General features: G+C 66.7%; 19 protein-coding genes. 6 read left to right on the forward strand and 13 right to left on the reverse strand.

Annotated elements, in window-relative coordinates; translation table 11 throughout:
* Positions 1-26 precede the first annotated feature (26 nt).
* From ABZS43_RS09325 to ABZS43_RS09335, 3 genes are all read left to right on the forward strand, one after another.
* Positions 27-791: an SDR family oxidoreductase gene (locus ABZS43_RS09325; RefSeq protein ID WP_355035343.1), complete on the forward strand. Its 765-nt coding sequence runs from the start codon at positions 27-29 to the stop codon at positions 789-791.
* 51 nt (positions 792-842) lie between these two features.
* The gene (locus ABZS43_RS09330; RefSeq protein WP_355035344.1) at positions 843-1,919 is read left to right on the forward strand and encodes a lycopene cyclase family protein; all 1,077 of its coding nucleotides are present in this window, start codon (positions 843-845) and stop codon (positions 1,917-1,919) included.
* Between the two features lie 135 nt (positions 1,920-2,054).
* Positions 2,055-3,038 (forward strand): Ku protein, encoded by a 984-nt coding sequence (locus ABZS43_RS09335; protein WP_355035345.1) that lies wholly within the window; start codon positions 2,055-2,057, stop codon positions 3,036-3,038.
* A 7-nt stretch (positions 3,039-3,045) separates the two neighbouring features.
* Here the strand turns inward: ABZS43_RS09335 and ABZS43_RS09340 are convergent, their stop codons facing one another.
* Positions 3,046-3,552: a GNAT family N-acetyltransferase gene (locus ABZS43_RS09340; RefSeq protein ID WP_355035346.1), complete on the reverse strand. Its 507-nt coding sequence runs from the start codon at positions 3,550-3,552 to the stop codon at positions 3,046-3,048.
* Positions 3,553-3,656: 104 nt separating this feature from the next.
* Here ABZS43_RS09340 and ABZS43_RS09345 point away from each other — a divergent pair, with 104 nt between their 5' ends.
* Positions 3,657-4,217 carry a GNAT family N-acetyltransferase gene (locus ABZS43_RS09345; RefSeq protein ID WP_355035347.1) on the forward strand — a complete coding sequence of 187 codons (561 nt, stop codon included), beginning with the start codon at positions 3,657-3,659 and terminating at the stop codon, positions 4,215-4,217.
* A 91-nt stretch (positions 4,218-4,308) separates the two neighbouring features.
* Here ABZS43_RS09345 and ABZS43_RS09350 read toward each other — a convergent pair whose 3' ends face one another.
* From ABZS43_RS09350 to ABZS43_RS09360, 3 genes are all read right to left on the reverse strand, one after another.
* On the reverse strand, positions 4,309-4,929 hold the full coding sequence (locus ABZS43_RS09350; protein WP_355035348.1) for a hypothetical protein: 621 nt from the start codon (positions 4,927-4,929) through the stop codon (positions 4,309-4,311).
* Between the two features lie 104 nt (positions 4,930-5,033).
* The gene (locus ABZS43_RS09355) at positions 5,034-5,549 is read right to left on the reverse strand and encodes an SRPBCC family protein (protein ID WP_355035349.1); all 516 of its coding nucleotides are present in this window, start codon (positions 5,547-5,549) and stop codon (positions 5,034-5,036) included.
* Positions 5,542-5,880 (reverse strand): metalloregulator ArsR/SmtB family transcription factor, encoded by a 339-nt coding sequence (locus tag ABZS43_RS09360; protein ID WP_355035350.1) that lies wholly within the window; start codon positions 5,878-5,880, stop codon positions 5,542-5,544. The genes ABZS43_RS09355 and ABZS43_RS09360 overlap by 8 nt, the downstream gene beginning before the upstream one ends.
* Positions 5,881-5,972: 92 nt before the next feature.
* On the opposite strand from ABZS43_RS09360, the gene ABZS43_RS09365 reads away from it, so the two are divergent.
* Together ABZS43_RS09365 and ABZS43_RS09370 are read left to right on the forward strand one after the other, a co-directional pair.
* On the forward strand, positions 5,973-6,464 hold the full coding sequence (locus tag ABZS43_RS09365) for an SRPBCC domain-containing protein (RefSeq protein WP_355035351.1): 492 nt from the start codon (positions 5,973-5,975) through the stop codon (positions 6,462-6,464).
* Positions 6,465-6,653: 189 nt separating this feature from the next.
* Entirely contained in the window at positions 6,654-7,286 is a 633-nt protein-coding gene (locus ABZS43_RS09370) for a hypothetical protein (RefSeq protein WP_355035352.1), read from the forward strand.
* An 85-nt stretch (positions 7,287-7,371) separates the two neighbouring features.
* Here the strand turns inward: ABZS43_RS09370 and ABZS43_RS09375 are convergent, their stop codons facing one another.
* The 9 genes from ABZS43_RS09375 to ABZS43_RS09415 form a co-directional block, all read right to left on the reverse strand.
* Positions 7,372-7,794 (reverse strand): DUF4189 domain-containing protein, encoded by a 423-nt coding sequence (locus tag ABZS43_RS09375; RefSeq protein ID WP_355035353.1) that lies wholly within the window; start codon positions 7,792-7,794, stop codon positions 7,372-7,374.
* Positions 7,795-7,999: 205 nt separating this feature from the next.
* The gene (locus ABZS43_RS09380; protein WP_355035354.1) at positions 8,000-8,431 is read right to left on the reverse strand and encodes a DUF4189 domain-containing protein; all 432 of its coding nucleotides are present in this window, start codon (positions 8,429-8,431) and stop codon (positions 8,000-8,002) included.
* Between the two features lie 157 nt (positions 8,432-8,588).
* Positions 8,589-8,966, reverse strand: coding sequence for a metal-sulfur cluster assembly factor (locus tag ABZS43_RS09385; protein WP_355035355.1), 378 nt, complete (start codon positions 8,964-8,966; stop codon positions 8,589-8,591).
* Positions 8,963-9,445 (reverse strand): Fe-S cluster assembly sulfur transfer protein SufU, encoded by a 483-nt coding sequence (sufU, locus tag ABZS43_RS09390; RefSeq protein ID WP_355035356.1) that lies wholly within the window; start codon positions 9,443-9,445, stop codon positions 8,963-8,965. Before sufU ends, ABZS43_RS09385 begins: the two co-directional genes overlap by 4 nt.
* Before the next feature lie 3 nt (positions 9,446-9,448).
* Positions 9,449-10,735 carry a cysteine desulfurase gene (locus ABZS43_RS09395; protein ID WP_355035357.1) on the reverse strand — a complete coding sequence of 429 codons (1,287 nt, stop codon included), beginning with the start codon at positions 10,733-10,735 and terminating at the stop codon, positions 9,449-9,451.
* Between the two features lies 1 nt (position 10,736).
* Entirely contained in the window at positions 10,737-11,555 is an 819-nt protein-coding gene (sufC, locus tag ABZS43_RS09400; RefSeq protein ID WP_355035358.1) for a Fe-S cluster assembly ATPase SufC, read from the reverse strand.
* Between the two features lie 37 nt (positions 11,556-11,592).
* Complete coding sequence (gene sufD, locus ABZS43_RS09405; protein ID WP_355035359.1) at positions 11,593-12,804, reverse strand: Fe-S cluster assembly protein SufD; 1,212 nt, start codon at positions 12,802-12,804, stop codon at positions 11,593-11,595.
* Positions 12,804-14,264: a Fe-S cluster assembly protein SufB gene (sufB, locus tag ABZS43_RS09410; protein WP_355035360.1), complete on the reverse strand. Its 1,461-nt coding sequence runs from the start codon at positions 14,262-14,264 to the stop codon at positions 12,804-12,806. Before sufB ends, sufD begins: the two co-directional genes overlap by 1 nt.
* A complete protein-coding gene (locus ABZS43_RS09415; protein ID WP_355035361.1) occupies positions 14,261-15,154 on the reverse strand; it encodes a metalloregulator ArsR/SmtB family transcription factor in 894 nt (297 codons plus the stop codon). The genes sufB and ABZS43_RS09415 overlap by 4 nt, the downstream gene beginning before the upstream one ends.
* Positions 15,155-15,391 lie beyond the last annotated feature (237 nt).

Here is a 15,391-nt window from a genome sequence, read left to right on the forward strand (position 1 = left end):
CGATCGCTGCGGTAACGTGCCGATCCATGAGTACCGATCTGTTGGGCAGAAGCGCACTGGTCAGCGGCGCGAGCCGGGGTATCGGCAAGGCGGTCGCCGCCGAGTTGTCGCGCCGCGGCGCGAACGTGCTGATCACCGCGCGCAAACCGGAACCGCTCGAGGAGGCCGCCGCCGAACTGCGCGCACTCGGCCACAAGGGCCAGATCGTGGCGCTGGCGGGCAACTCGGGCGATGCCGACAGCAGGGCCGCCGCGGTGCGGCGCGTCGTCACGGAATTCGGCTCGATCGACATCCTGGTCAACAACACCGGTATCAACCCGGTGTTCGGGTCGCTGATGGACGCCGATCTGGACGCGGTACGCAAGATCTTCGATGTGAACGTCGTCGCCGCCCTCGGCTACGTGCAGGAGGCGTACAAGGCGTGGATGCGTGACAACGGCGGCGTGGTGGTCAATGTCGCCAGTGTCGCCGGTATCCGTTCCACCGGCGTCATCGCCGCCTACGGCGCGTCCAAGGCCGCGCTCATCCGGCTCACCGACGAACTCGCCTGGCAGCTCGGACCGAAGATCCGGGTCAACGCGGTCGCGCCCGGCGTCGTCAAGACCAAATTCGCCGACGCCCTCTACTCCGCCGACGAGGAGAAGGCCGCCGAGATCTATCCGATGAAACGTCTCGGCTCCCCGGAGGACGTCGCGCGCCTCATCGCCTTCCTCGTCTCCGACGACGCGGCGTGGATCACCGGCGAGACCGTCCGCGTCGACGGTGGACTGCTGTCGACGGGCGGCCTCTGAGCACCCGGTGCACGTCCGCTCGGTGACCGCGCGGCCCGGCGGGACACCCCGGTGAACGACCGGGTCGTCGTCTGCGGGCTCGGCCCGGCGGGACGAGCCGTGGCCTCTCGCTGCCTGGCACGCGGGCTCGCGGTGACGGTGGTCGATCCCGTGCCCCGGCGGCGGTGGACCGCGACCTACGCGGCCTGGGCCGACGAACTTCCGGAATGGCTCGATTCGGATGTCGTCGCCGCGACCGTCGACCGTCCGGTGGCGTGGGGACATCGTCGCCACGAGGTGGATCGGCGCTACGTCGTCTTCGATACCGAGCGGCTGCGTGAGTCGCTCGATATCGCCGGCGCGACGGTGCTCGCGGATCGGGCGATCGACCTGGGCCGCGATGCGGTGCGATGCGCGTCCGGGACCGTGCTGGCCGCCGACCGGGTGATCGATGCCCGCGGTGTCGGCCGCTCCCCCGACCTGGCCGAACAGACGGCCTACGGCGTGGTCGTCGGACCCGAACGCGCCGATGGCATCGAGCCGAGTTTCATGGACTGGCGAGGCGATAACGGCGCGGAATCCGTTGCGCCGCCGTCTTTTCTGTACGCGGTACCGCTCGGCGGCGGCAGGATGCTGCTCGAGGAGACCTGCCTGGCGGGGCGACCCGCGCTCACCACCACCGTTCTGCGAAATCGTCTCGTGCACCGATTGCGTTCGCGTGGAATCGAACTCGACGGCGACGAGACGATCGAGCGGGTGCGGTTCCCGGTGCAGGGCGGACGTCCGGGGCGCACCCGGTTCGGTGCGGCGGGCGGATTCGTCCATCCGGCGACGGGTTACAGCGTCGCGGCATCACTCGCGGCGGCCGACGCGGTGGCGGCCGACGCCCCGGTACGGCCGGTACGGACGCGCGCCGTCGCCGCATTGCGCGCGGCCGGCCTGCGCGCGCTGCTTGCCATGCCACCCGAGGACGTTCCGGAATTCTTCGACACCTTCTTCACCCTGCCGACCGCGCTGCAACGCGCGTACCTGTCCGGCCGGACCGATCTGCCCGGCACGGTCGCCGCGATGAACGCGCTTTTCGCCGCCCTCCCCGCACACCTGCGCCGCATGCTCGTGCGCGCGACCGTCTCCGGCCACCGACGCTGACCGAGCCCGCCGGACGCTCCTCGGCAAGAGCGGTCCGACCGGGCGGACATATTCCGCGACCGCGCGCCGCGCCCCCGGAGCGGCGCGCGGCCAGCATTGCTCGCAGATTCGAATAGGTTCCGCCATCATGGACAGATGCGAGCTATCTGGAAGGGCTCGATTGCATTCGGGCTGGTCAACGTCCCTGTCAAGGTCTACACCGCCACCGAGGATCACGACATCCGGTTCCACCAGGTCCATGCCGAGGACGGCGGCCGGATCAAATACGACCGGGTCTGCACGGTCTGCGGGAAATCCGTGCAGTACGCCGATATCGATAAAGCCTACGAATCTCCCGAAGGCGACAAGGTCATCCTGACCGACGAGGATTTCTCGAAATTGCCCGTGGCCGAGAAACACGAGATTCCGGTGCTGCAATTCGTGCCGTCGGATCAGATCGATCCGATCCTGTTCGACAAGAGTTACTACCTCGAACCGGACTCGAATACGCCCAAGGCGTACGTGCTGCTGGCCACCACGCTGGAGCGCATCGACCGCACCGCGCTGGTGCATTTCACCCTCAGGCAGAAGACCAGGCTCGCGGCGATGCGGGTGCGCGACGGTGTCCTGGTGCTGCAGACCCTGCTGTGGCCGGACGAGGTGCGCGCGGTCGAATTCGAATCCCTGGACGGAGTGTCCGAACCACGCTCCCAAGAGATCGATATGGCCGAGACATTGGTCGCGACCATGTCCGACGATTTCGATCAGACGCTGTTCAAGGACGAATACCAGATCGAGCTGAAGAAGGTGCTCGACGAGGCCGTCGCCAGCGGCACCGGCAAAGTCGTCAGCCGCGAGGAAGCCGCGCCCGCCGCGATGGACGCCGAGGTCGTCGATCTGGTCGCCGCACTGCAGCGCAGCCTCGAGGCCAGTGGCCGCAGGGCAGCCGAGGACAACGGTTCGCCGGCGAAAGCCGCGCCGGCGAAGAAGGCCGCCGCCAAAAAGGTCGCCGCCAAAAAGGTCGCCGCCAAAAAGGCTCCGGCCAAAAAGGGCGCCGCCAAGAAGGCGGCGGACAAGAAGGCGGCGGACAAGCCCGCGGCGAAGTCCGCCAGGAAGACGGCGGCGCGAAAAGGGGCCTGACCGCCGGTCAGACAGCCTGGTAGTACCAGTCGAGTCGACCCTGGCCCGGTTCGTCAGTGCTGCGGAAGTAGTGGAAACCGGCCCGGCGCGCGACCGCGACCGACGCCGCGTTCGCCGGATCGATGCGCAGCACCGCTTCCTCGGCCAGACCGGCACGAGCCAGGAAACGGCAGCCGAGCACCACCGCCCGCGTCGCGAGACCGCGGCCCCGCCGGTCCGGATGGAGCCCGTAGGCCAGATCCGCCTGGCCCGCCGCGAGGAATTCCAGCCCTGTCCGCACGTCGAGGGTTCCCACCAGAATGTCGTCCGCACGCTCGGTGATGGCGAAGGTGCGCGCCGGTCCCTGCCGCGCCCATGCCTGCTCGCACCGCTGGAAATGAGCGATCACCTCGTCCAGGGTGCTCGCGCTGCCGCTCACCCAGCGGACCAGTTCACTGTCTTCGCCGGCCAGATGCACCCGCGCATCGGCCACCGTGATCGGTCGTAGCGAGATCACATCATCGGTTAGCCACACCTGACAATGATCATCACGACGGTCACGATCCGGCAACCGACTTGCCGAAGGTCGGCCCGCGAACATTGGCCGGACCTCGGCATACTCCTGGCAAACTGAATGGTATGGACTCCGTCACAGCGATCGTCCCGATGGGCCTCGGCCACCTACGTCAGGTACTCGATCTAGGGCACGCGGTTTTCGACGTCACGGCCAAGCCCTATACCTCGTGGTCGCTCACCTCGGTGGCCGAACACCTCGACAGTCCGGACGGCGCGTGCTGGGTGGCGCTGGATTCGGATCGGGTGGTCGGTTTCGTGCTCGGTTCGATGGAGTTCGAACTCCGCGAAGACTGGGCCTACCTGGAGTGGATCGCCGTCGCCCCCGACATGCGGGGCCGGGGCATCGCCCGACGACTGGTCGAGATCTGCTCGGACGCGCTGTTCGCGCGCGGCGCCCGCCGCATCGTCACCGACGTGGAAGGCCGCAACACCGCATCGGCCACCCTCATGCGGCGCAGCGGATTCACCGCCGCCGCCTCCGTGACACTGTTCGTGCGTCCGAATCCCGCGGAGCCCGAACCGGATTCGGAGGTGACGCTGCCCCCGATCGCCCCCGGTACCAAACGGTCGCTCATCCGTCGCGGACGACTTGCCGGCGATAATCGGGCAACCCGATCGCGCTGACCGACCCGTCACCGCGAAGGTGCACGGGAATCCGTCACCCGGTTACGCGGCTACCACGTCGCGCGAAGGGAATCCAGTGGTGACGGTCACGCTATCCGGCTGCGGCGTTGCGCCGGCCTTCTTCGAAAAACGACAGCAACGACGCGACGGTCGCCACCTCCTCGCGTGGGCGCAGCGCGCCGAAGGAAGCGTTCCAGAACGCGCCGGTGCGCGCGGTCCACGGTCCCACGTAGGCGTACGGGCCCGGATGTTGTCCATCACCGGGCGACACACCGTAATTCACGTCGTCGACGGTGGCCGACAGATCGAAATGCTCCGGCCACAGCACCGGGGTGGTATCGGGCGCGAGACGCCGTAGCGCCGCGTCGCCCACCCCGAACCAGTCGCCGATCAGCGAGGCGGCGTCCCGGTCGACGCGTACCTCATCGGTGAGCCGCGCACCGCTGCCATCGGCGTACACGCCCTCGGGTGGACCCGGCACGAGGTCCAGCGCCGACGCGATCGCGCCATAGGTCCCTTCCAGCGGTACGCGCCCGCCAGGGCCGACCAGCTCGGTTCCCACCGCGGACACCGCCAGTCTCACGCCACCGAATCCACCGAGCGCCGCCCGCAGCCGGATGGTCTCGAATATCCGGTACTGCGGACCCGCGATCAGCAGTTCCGCCACCCCGTGCAACGACGCACGCGTCATCCGATAGGTCGTGTCGTCCACCACCGCATCATCTCCGCTACGGCCCGGCTCCGCACTCTTTTCCGATCTTCCCGGCGTCCCTGTCACGCCTCCTGGTCCGAATCGGTGTGGTCGCGCCGCGATGGTCAGGGCAGCATCGCCTCGTATTCGCCCCGCAGCTTGCCGAGTTTCGGCCAGAACGTCTCGGGCGATCGTTGTTCGAGGCGATCCCGCAGGATATCCAGATGCGTATGCCACCCGGAGGCGACGTCGACCATCTCGTCCCGCGTCGGCAACTCGCTGTGCGTGACGACCAGGCGCACCTTGTCGCCCACCGGCGCGAGCGCGAACGTCACGACCGAATCGGCGAGTTCGCCGCCGGTACTCCAGGTGTGGCGCAGCAGGCGCGGCGGAACGCATTCGAGCACCTCGCCGTGACGGCGGTCGGCGATATCGTCCGGGTCGCCCTCCCCGGTGAGTTCGTGGATCCGGAAGATATGTTCGACGCGACCGCCCGCGCGCTGCTCGAGCAGGCCGCCCGCCAGCCAGGTGGCGCGTTTGTCGACATCGGTCAGGTACGCCCAGACCCGTTCGATCGGTCCAGGCAGCAGCCGTTCTACGCGGATGGTGGCCGCCTCGACGACCTCACCGTATTCACTCACCTTGATCCTCCTGTCGCAGTGCGGTCTCCAGTGCGTCGAGGCTCTCGTTCCAGAAACGTTCGTAGAAGCGCATCCATTCGACGCCGTCCTGGAGCGGACGAGCGTCGAGCCTGCAGATATGCGTGCGTCCTCGCACGCTCCGCCGCACCAGCCCGGCCCGCTCGAGCACCTTGATGTGCTTCGACGCGGCCGCCAGCGAGATATCGAACGGCGCAGCCAACTCGCCGACGCTGCACTGGCGACGAGCCAGACTGCGCAGCATCGAACGACGCGTGGAATCCGATAGTGCGTGGAACACCACGTCGAGTCGTTCCCGAGAATCCTCAACCATACGGTTGAATATTCCGCATTCCGGCGCTACTGTCAACCAATCGGTTGAATATTGCGGCCGATTCCCCTCCTCCTCGCCGAATGGAGAAAGCCATGTCCGAACAGAGCTTCACGACGACGATCACCTCGAACCGAACCCCCGAAGCCGTCACCGACGCCGTGCTCGACGTCCGCCGATGGTGGTCGGAAACCCTCGTCGGGAATTCCGCGCACCCCGGTGACGTGTTCACCTATGAAGTTCCCGGCGTGCACCGCAGCACCATCAGGGTTACCGAGGTCGTCCCGGGCGGCAGCGTGGTATGGCGCGTGCTGGACAACTGGATCGAATTCGTCGACGACAAGACCGAATGGAACGACACCGAGATCCGATTCGATATCACCGAGGTCGACGGCGGCACCGAACTCCGCTTCACCCACGTCGGTCTGGTCCCACGGTTCGAATGTTTCGACGCCTGCCGCAAGGGCTGGACCTTCTACATCGAGACGAGCCTGCGCGAGCTGATCACCACCGGCACCGGCAGGCCCGACGTGGATCCGCAGGCCGTCGCGCTGACGCGAGCGCAGGCCGGAACGGCTTCGCGGTAGCGCGAACCCGCGCCGCGCCGGCCTGCCCCCACACGGCGCAGGCCCCCTTCGGTCCGACTTTGATGATCGGCGGTCGGAGGCGGTGCCACCTGCGCACCGTCGCGATCCCGTAACCGGCGGTAACCTACTCGTCGGTCACATGCTGAACGGTCGACAAATAGATCACCGATGCCGTTACGCTGTGCGCTCATGACAGGGATGTGGCGTACCGGGCAGCACGTGATTCTCGCCGGGATCGCGACGGCGTTGGTGATTGCCTGCGGCACATCGGAACTGCCTACCGCCGAGCCGGAGGCCCGGCCGGTGGCGAGCGTCGAATCGGTGTGCACCGCGGGCGATTCGACGGACGAGTTCTTCACCAGCGAACCGCGGCCGGGTTGGATCACGATCCGCGTTCCCCGGTTACCGGGGTGGACGATGTCGTGGGTGAACGGCTCGTCTCCGGGATTCGTCGTGAACCGTTTCGACCATCCGACCGATAACGGCAGTATGGGCACGGCGATGGTCACCATCGCCACGTTCAGCGCGCTCTCCGATGTCGAGGCCGCGCTCGCGCACCTCACCCGAGTCAGGGCCACCGCGCCGGGCTGGCGCCAATCGAGTTCGGAGAATGTCGACGTCTGCGGTGTTCGAGGTCGTCGCATTACGGGTACCGCCACCAGCGCCGGTATCGATATCCATTACGAATATCTCGAACTCGCGTTCCGCGCCGGGACGGCGGTGCACCCGATCCAGGTGAGCAGCCAGGTGAAAGTCGGCGATCTACCGCGGTACCGGACCGACCTGCACACGATTCTCGGTGGCGTACAGATCGGGTTCTAGTCGCGCGGCGCATCGGCGCCGAGCCCGCATACGAGAAAGGGGGTACGGATCCGGATCGGTCCGTACCCCCTTTCCGCGGCGTCGATCAGCCCGCGCACTCCGAGGTCATCACTCGGGCCCGCGCGGGCGAGGCGCTGCCGAGGCTGACCAGCAGTGGTGACGGGTCGGGGCCGAGACCGGCCAGCGCGGCCTGTTCGGCCTCGATACGGGTGTAGCCACCGGCCCAGGAGACCTCGTTGCCACGCACCGCGACCGCACCGCAGGCATTGCGGAACTGCACGATGATCTCGCAGTTCGAGACACCGCATTCGTGCAGCGCCCGGACATCCGCGCCATCCTGATCCCGGTAGTTGACGCCGGAACCGACGATGATCGCGTTCGGCGTGACGCCGAGCGCCAGCGAACCGTAGTAGTCGTCAGCGGCGGTTGCCGTACCCGACCCGAGAGCGATGATCGCTGTCGCGGACGATGCGATCAGGCCGAGGGCGGCCTTGCCCGACAAAGACATTCAGATTTCTCCCCACGTGAAAATTATATTTGCGGTTCGAATACTGACGCATCGCACGATATTTGCCAAATCAGCTGCGGGACAGCGAATTAATAGACAGCTGCCGGGTGGCCCGGGAAATAGTCAGCTGATTCGAGTTTCTCGATCTGAGAGGTTCGAATCAAGGATCGCGGTGTTCCCGCGACTCGTCATCGGATCAGATCGGTCAGCTCGCGTTCTTCGTGCACGCGGAGACCGCGATATCCGCGGGACGCGGCTGCGCGCTGCCGAGATCAGGGAAAGGCGGCGCGGATTCACCGAGCGCGGCGATCGCGAACTGCTCGGCCTCGGTCCTGGTACCCGCGGCGGCCCAGCCGTATCGGCCGTCGGCTCCCCTGGCGATCGCGGCGCAGCCGTCGACGAAACGCTGCACCAATTCGCAGTCGTAGACGGCGCATTCGCGGATGGCTTCGGCATCGGCGCTCACCCGGCTCGGATGGTCCACCGCCGCGACCACTTTGCCGGTGGTCCGGGACACCGCGAGCGTCCCGTAATACTTTCCCGCGGCGTCGGCGGGACCGGAACCCGCGCCGATGACGGCGAAAGCGGCGGTCGACGAGACGGCGACCGCGAGGGCCGACTTGCGCAACACGGACACGACAAGACTCCATTCGAGAACGTCAACGGGGCGATCTTGCTTCAGCCGAGCCGAATTGTCCAGCAATTCCATTGGGAGCCAACGGCTATCGCAAACGTACCCGGTCACGGTATGAAAAAAGGCCGCCCCGTTCGGGGCGGCCACCGCGACGGCGGATCTAGACCGTGAAGCCGAGGGCGCGCAATTGCTCCCTACCGTCCTCGGTGATCTTGTCCGGGCCCCACGGGGGCATCCAGACCCAATTGATCTCGAGATCCTCGACCAACCCGCTGCGCACCAGCGCGTTGCGGGTCTGGTCCTCGATGACATCGGTGAGCGGGCAGGCCGCCGAGGTCAGGGTCATATCCAGTTTCGCGATCTCGTTCTCGACCGCGATGCCGTAGACCAGACCCAGATCGACCACATTGATGCCGAGCTCGGGATCGACGACGTCACGCATCGCCTCCTCGATATCCTCGAGGTGTTTGATCTCCTCCGCCGACAGCTCGACCTGTTCGATCTGCTCCGCCGACTCGGTTACCGGTGTCTCGCTCATGATGTAGCCCCATTCGTGCCCATTGTCCGCTCGGCCTCCTCGGCCGAGGTTATCCGGACCACCGCGTCCTTGAACGCCATCCAGCCCAGCAGCGCGCATTTCACGCGGGCCGGGTACTTCGACACCCCCGCCAGCGCGATGCCGTCGCCGATCACGTCTTCGTCACCCTCGACGGTGCCGCGGCTGGAGATCATCTCGTTGTACGAGTCGACCACCTTCAGCGCCTGCTGCACCGGGAGACCGATCACCTGGTCGGCCAGGATCGAGGTCGCGGCTTGGCTGATCGAACAGCCCTGACTGTCGTAGGAGACGTCGGCGACATCACCGTCGTCACCGAGCCGGACGCGCAGGGTCACCTCGTCACCGCAGGTCGGGTTCACGTGGTGCACCTCGGCGCCGTACGGTTCCCGCAAACCGCGATGATGGGGGTGCTTGTAGTGGTCCAGGATCACTTCCTGGTACATCTGCTCCATGCGCATGTGCTATCCAACCCCGAAGAAACTCTGAGCCTTCCGCACGGCCGCGACCAGTGCGTCCACCTCGTCGTGCGTGTTGTAGACCGCGAAGGAGGCCCGTGCCGTCGCCGCGATGCCGAAACGGCGGTGCAGCGGCCACGCGCAGTGGTGTCCGACCCGGATCGCCACGCCCTGATCGTCGAGGATCTGGCCGACGTCGTGCGCGTGGATGCCGTCCACTACGAACGCCACGGCGCCACCGCGGTTCACATTCTCGGTCGGGCCGACGATTCGGACGCCGGGGATCGCGCCGAGGCCGTCCAGCGCGGCGCCGACGAGCGCGTGTTCGTGCGCCGCGACGGCGTCCATGCCGATCGCTTCGAGATACCGCACGGCCGCGCCCAATCCGACCACCTGGGAGGTCATCGGCACGCCGGCCTCGAAGCGCTGCGGGGGCGGGGCGTAGGTGCTGTGATCCATGAACACGGTCTCGATCATGGAACCGCCGGTGATGAACGGCGGCGTCTCCTCGAGCAGCGCGCGTCGGCCGTAGAGCACGCCGACACCGGACGGACCGAGCATCTTGTGGCCCGAGAACGCGGCGAAGTCGACGCCGAGTTCACGGAAATCCACCGGCATATGCGGCACCGACTGGCAGGCGTCGAGTACGACGAGCGCGCCGACCGCCTTGGCGCGGCGCACCAATTCGGCGACGGGTGCGATCGCCCCGGTGACATTCGACTGGTGGGTGAACGCGACGACCTTGGTGGCGGGCGACAATTCGAGCGAATCGAGATCGATCCGCCCCGCTGAGCTGTCGCCCACCGAACCCGCCCCCGTGACGCCGTACCACTTGAGAGTCGCCCCGGTACGGCGCGCGAGTTCTTGCCACGGAACGAGATTCGCGTGGTGTTCCAACTCGGTGATGACGATCTCGTCGCCGGGGCCGACGTGGTACGGGAACCGCTCGTCGGCGAAGGAGTAGGTGACCAGATTCAGCGATTCGGTCGCGTTCTTGGTGAACACGATCTCGCCGGGGTCGACTCCGACGAACCGGCCGATATCGACCCGCGCGCCCTCGTAGGCGTCGGTCGCCTCCTCGGCCAGCTGATGCGCTCCGCGATGGACCGCGGAGTTGCTGGTGATCAGGAAGTCGCGTTCGGCATCGAGCACCTGGGTGGGCCGCTGAGACGTCGCGCCGGAGTCCAGGTACACCAACGGCTTCCCGTCCCTGACCGTTCGGCTCAGGATCGGGAAATCGGCCCTGACGCGGGCCACGTCGACGGTACGGCCCGTCACAGACGCTGCGGTCATATCAGGCTCCAGCGGTCGCGGTCTGGGGGACGGCAGTCGGCGACGCAGACGGGGTGGACGAGTTCTGCGTGAAACGCACGTAGCCGTTGGCGTCGAGTTCCTCGGCGAGTTCGGGGCCGCCCTGGGCGACGATGCGCCCGCCGACGAAGACGTGCACGAACTGCGGCTGGATGTAGCGCAGGATACGGGTGTAGTGGGTGATCAGCAGCACGCCGCCGTCCTCGCGCTCGCGGTAGCGGTTGACACCCTCGGAGACGATGCGCAGCGCGTCCACGTCGAGACCGGAGTCGGTTTCGTCCAGGATGGCGATCTTCGGCTTGAGCAGGCCGAGCTGCAGGATCTCGTGACGCTTCTTCTCGCCGCCGGAGAAACCCTCGTTCACGCTGCGCTCGCCGAAGGCGGCGTCGATCTCGAGTTCGTTCATCGCCTCCTTCACCTCCTTGATCCAGGTGCGCAGCTTGGGGGCCTCGCCGCGGACCGCGGTGGCGGCGGTGCGAAGGAAGTTCGACATCGAGACGCCGGGCACCTCGACCGGATACTGCATGGCGAGGAAGAGCCCGGCCCGCGCGCGCTCGTCGACCGACATCTCGAGGACGTTCTCGCCGTCGAGGGTGATCGAGCCCTTGGTCACCGTGTACTTGGGATGCCCGGCGATCGCGTACGACAGCGTCGACTTACCGGAGCCGTTCGGGCCCATGATGGCGTGGGTCTCACCGGATCTCACGGTGAGGTCGACGCCATTGAGGATTGTGATGGGCGCGCCGGACTCGTCCGGGTTGGCGACCTCGACGTGCAGGTCCTTGATTTCCAAGGTGGTCATCGAATTCGAATTCCTTTGCGGGAGTATGGGTTGCGGATCAGACGCCGATGGCGGCGAGTTCGGCCTCGATGGCCGTCTCCAGCCGCTGCCTGATCTCGGGGACCGCGATCTTCTGGATGATCTCGTGGAAGAAGCCACGCACGACCAGGCGACGCGCCACATCCTCCGGGATGCCGCGCGCGCGCAGGTAGAACAGCTGCTCGTCATCGAAACGGCCGGTGGCGCTGGCATGTCCGGCGCCGGCGATCTCACCGGTCTCGATTTCCAGGTTCGGCACCGAATCGGCGCGGGCGCCGTCGGTGAGCACCAGATTGCGATTCACTTCGAATGTGTCGGTGCCCTCGGCAGCGGCGCGGATCAGCACATCGCCGACCCACACCGTGCGGGCATCGCCCTTGGGCGAATGGGGATCGCCCTGCAACGCACCCTTGTACAGCACATTGGATTTGCAGTTGGGCTGCGAGTGATCGACGAGCAGGCGCTGTTCGAAATGCTGGCCCGCGTCGGCGAAATACAGGCCGAGCAGTTCGGCGTCGCCGCCGGGTCCGTCGTATTTCACGGTGCCGGTCAGTCGCACCAGATCCCCGCCGAGGGTGACGGCGATATGGCGCAGCGTCGCGTCGCGACCCAGCTTCGCGTGGTGCGCGGTCGCGTTGACCGCGTCGTCGGCCCAGTCCTGCACCGCGACGACGGTCAGCTTGGCGCTGTCACCGAGGACGAATTCGACATTCTCGGCGTAGGTGCCGCTCCCCCGCTGGTCGATGACCACGGTGGCGACCGCGAAATTGCCGAGTTGGATCAGCAGGTGGCCGTAGGCGGTCTTACCCTCACCCGGACCGGTGACCGTGACGACGATCGCCTCGGCGACCTCGGTCTCCGAGGGCACCGAGACGACGGTGGCCGTTTCGAAACCCGAATACGCCTGGGCGGCAACCCGATCGGCGGGCACACCGGCCCGGCCGAGGCGGGCGTCATCGCGCCCGACGACCTGCACCGTCACACCGTCGACCGCGCCGACCTCGACCGTGGCCGCGCCGTCGCGGACGGCGGTGCCGTTGTGCAGGCCGCGCAGTCGGCGCAGCGGGGTGAACCGCCACTCCTCGTCGCGGCCGGAGGGCACCTCGAACGCGTTCACGTCGAACGAGGTGAAAACCTCGCCCTTGTTGGTCGCCGCTCCGGCACCCGGGTTCTGGATCGGCTTGACCGTCGGGTTCTCGCCCTCGATCGCGCCAACAACGCCAGTCGCCATCAGCCGACGGCCCCTTCCATCTGCAGCTCGATGAGCCGGTTCAGTTCCAACGCGTATTCCATCGGCAATTCCTTGGCGATGGGCTCTACGAAGCCGCGCACCACCATCGCCATCGCCTCGTCCTCGGTCATCCCGCGACTCATCAGGTAGAACAGCTGATCCGCCGACACCTTCGAGACGGTCGCCTCGTGGCCCATGGTCACGTCGTCCTCGCGGATGTCGACGTAGGGGTAGGTATCGGAGCGGCTGATGGTGTCGACCAGCAGCGCGTCGCATTTCACCGTCGACTTGGAGCCGTACGCACCCTTGTTGATCTGGACCAGACCCCGGTAGGACGCGCGACCGCCGCCGCGCGCCACCGACTTCGACACGATGGTCGAGGAGGTGTGCGGCGCCAGGTGCAGCATCTTCGCACCGGTGTCCTGGTGCTGGCCCTCACCGGCGAACGCCACCGAGAGCACCTCGCCCTTGGCGTACTCGCCGGTCATCCAGACCGCCGGGTACTTCATGGTGACCTTGGAACCGATATTGCCGTCGATCCACTCCATGGTCGCGCCCGCCTCGGCCTTGGCCCGCTTCGTGACCAGGTTGTAGACGTTGTTCGACCAGTTCTGGATGGTGGTGTAGCGGCAGCGGCCGCCCTTCTTCACGATGATCTCGACCACCGCCGAATGCAGCGAATCCGACTTGTAGATCGGCGCGGTGCAGCCCTCGACGTAGTGCACGTAGGCGCCCTCGTCGACGATGATCAGGGTCCGCTCGAACTGGCCCATGTTCTCGGTGTTGATCCGGAAATAGGCCTGCAACGGGATGTCGACCTGCACGCCGGGCGGCACGTAGATGAACGAGCCGCCCGACCACACCGCGGTGTTCAGCGCGGAGAACTTGTTGTCGCCCGCCGGAATCACCGAGCCGAAATACTGCTCGAAGATCTCCGGATGCTCACGCAGACCGGTATCGGTGTCCATGAAGATGACACCCTGCTTCTCCAGGTCTTCGCGAATCGAGTGGTACACGACCTCGGACTCGTACTGCGCGGCGACACCGGCGACCAGACGCTGCTTCTCCGCTTCCGGGATGCCGAGCTTGTCGTAGGTGTTCTTGATGTCCTCGGGCAGGTCTTCCCAGCTCTCGGCCTGCTTCTCACTCGAGCGCACGAAGTACTTGATGTTGTCGAAGTCGATGCCGTCGAGGTTGGAACCCCAGTTCGGCATGGGCTTGCGATCGAAGATGCGCAGCGCCTTGAGACGCTGTTCGAGCATCCACGTGGTCTCGTTCTTCTTGGCCGAGATGTCGCGGACGACAGCCTCGGACAGGCCTCGTTGCGCGCTGGCACCGGCCACATCCGAATCGGCCCAGCCGTAACCGTATTTGCCCAGGGAAGCGATGGTCTCTTCCTGGGTCAAAGCCGGTACCTGCACAGGCGCGGTTTCGCGGCTCGCCGCGGAGGTCGTCGTCATTCGGCACTCCTTCCGGAGTCGTCGTTCGTACGTACCGCCGCGGGCTGCGCGACGGGTGATGGAGAAGTCTCCGTTGCCGGTATGACCAGCAGCGGCACGTGCGTGGTGCACGCGCAGTCGCCGTTGGCGATCGTCGCGAGCCGCTGCACATGGGTACCGAGCACCTCGCGGAACGCTTCGAGCTCCGCCTCGCACAGTTGCGGGAATTCCTCCGCGACATGGGCGACGGGGCAGTGGTGCTGGCAGATCTGCACACCGGCGCCCACCTTGCGGGTGGTGGCGGCGAAACCGGCGTCCGTGCACGCCTCGGCGATCTCCGTGGCCTTGGCCTCGGTGATCTCGGGAGTATGGTCCCCGACGGCGGCGATCCCGGCCACGATAGTGCGTGCCCGTTTCCGCGCGAACTCGGTGATGGCCTGCTCGCCGCCGATCTCACCGAGTTGCCGGATCGCGGCGCCGGCCAGATCGTCGTAGGCGTGACCGAGCGTGCCCCGGCCCGCGGCGGTGAGCTGGTACTGCTTGGCCGGGCGACCGCGTCCCTTCTGCTGCCACGGCGCGGAACGACCCGCGCGGGCCTGACCGGAAGAGATGAGGGCGTCGAGGTGGCGTCGCACGCCGGCGGGGGCCAGTCCGAGCTTGGTCCCGATGGCGGTCGCGGTGATCGGACCCTCTTCGAGAAGTAATTGAACGATGGCGGCGCGAGTATGTCCTTCCGCGCCGACCGTCACGGTGGCAGCGGACGACGCGGCACCAGCCGGACGACCGGGCCTTTCGTCGCTTTTCCGCAAGCCCACGCTTTTCACAACATCAGTGTGGCGGAATTCGTTCCCGAAATCTAATAAGGGTGCCCTGAGTACAAGTGCCGCCCTACCTGCGAAAAAATCGGACATCGATGCGCGTGACCGCGCGAAACGCCTGCGCGCGCGACCACGGCCGACATCGAATGAGTGACGTGCGACACATAATGCGGCAAATACGTCGGAGCCCCGGGCGGCGCGGGGAATTCCGCGCGCGCAGCCGCCTCGCCAGCGATCCGACTCACCGCGCGACACCTCCCGGATCCCCGGCCCGAACAGGCAATCAGGAGCGCGGGAGCCGACATCCCGATCCGCTACGCTGACCCGGTG

Source organism: Nocardia sp. NPDC005366 (assembly GCF_040606855.1).
GTDB lineage: Bacteria > Actinomycetota > Actinomycetes > Mycobacteriales > Mycobacteriaceae > Nocardia.

Coding starts and splice junctions, on each gene's coding strand:
- ABZS43_RS09325 (WP_355035343.1), top strand. CDS start 27: ATGAGTACCGATCTGTTGGGCAGAAGCGCACTGGTCAGCGGCGCGAGC.
- ABZS43_RS09335 (WP_355035345.1), top strand. CDS start 2,055: ATGCGAGCTATCTGGAAGGGCTCGATTGCATTCGGGCTGGTCAACGTC.
- ABZS43_RS09345 (WP_355035347.1), top strand. CDS start 3,657: ATGGACTCCGTCACAGCGATCGTCCCGATGGGCCTCGGCCACCTACGT.
- ABZS43_RS09360 (WP_355035350.1), bottom strand. CDS start 5,880: ATGGTTGAGGATTCTCGGGAACGACTCGACGTGGTGTTCCACGCACTA.
- ABZS43_RS09365 (WP_355035351.1), top strand. CDS start 5,973: ATGTCCGAACAGAGCTTCACGACGACGATCACCTCGAACCGAACCCCC.
- ABZS43_RS09370 (WP_355035352.1), top strand. CDS start 6,654: ATGACAGGGATGTGGCGTACCGGGCAGCACGTGATTCTCGCCGGGATC.
- ABZS43_RS09375 (WP_355035353.1), bottom strand. CDS start 7,794: ATGTCTTTGTCGGGCAAGGCCGCCCTCGGCCTGATCGCATCGTCCGCG.
- ABZS43_RS09385 (WP_355035355.1), bottom strand. CDS start 8,966: ATGAGCGAGACACCGGTAACCGAGTCGGCGGAGCAGATCGAACAGGTC.
- sufU (WP_355035356.1), bottom strand. CDS start 9,445: ATGCGCATGGAGCAGATGTACCAGGAAGTGATCCTGGACCACTACAAG.
- ABZS43_RS09395 (WP_355035357.1), bottom strand. CDS start 10,735: ATGACCGCAGCGTCTGTGACGGGCCGTACCGTCGACGTGGCCCGCGTC.
- sufC (WP_355035358.1), bottom strand. CDS start 11,555: ATGACCACCTTGGAAATCAAGGACCTGCACGTCGAGGTCGCCAACCCG.
- sufD (WP_355035359.1), bottom strand. CDS start 12,804: ATGGCGACTGGCGTTGTTGGCGCGATCGAGGGCGAGAACCCGACGGTC.
- sufB (WP_355035360.1), bottom strand. CDS start 14,264: ATGACGACGACCTCCGCGGCGAGCCGCGAAACCGCGCCTGTGCAGGTA.
- ABZS43_RS09415 (WP_355035361.1), bottom strand. CDS start 15,154: ATGTCCGATTTTTTCGCAGGTAGGGCGGCACTTGTACTCAGGGCACCC.